At 42.8% G+C, this 208-nt stretch carries 1 protein-coding gene; it reads left to right on the top strand.

Annotation, left to right across the window (positions count from 1 at the left end; genetic code table 11):
• Positions 1 to 208 (top strand): hypothetical protein (locus V6251_RS15520; RefSeq protein WP_341589042.1); only part of this gene is annotated, 208 nt, incomplete at both ends.

Raw genomic sequence — 208 nt, 5'->3', positions numbered from 1 at the left:
AGATCCAGCAGGAAACACAACAGACCCAACAGATCCAGATACAGATGGAGACGGAGTAACAGATGGACAAGAAGCATTAGATGGAACAGATCCAAATGATGCATGTGAGTATGTAATCGCAAGTATTACATTACCAATCGACTCAGGCGCAGATTGTGATAACGACGGATTATTAGATGTAGAGGAGATTACAGGCGTAGATGATCCA

Source organism: Olleya sp. Ti.3.14, from assembly GCF_038154885.1.
Taxonomy (GTDB): Bacteria; Bacteroidota; Bacteroidia; order Flavobacteriales; family Flavobacteriaceae; genus Olleya.
This window is presented reverse-complemented; position numbering and strand designations above follow the sequence as displayed.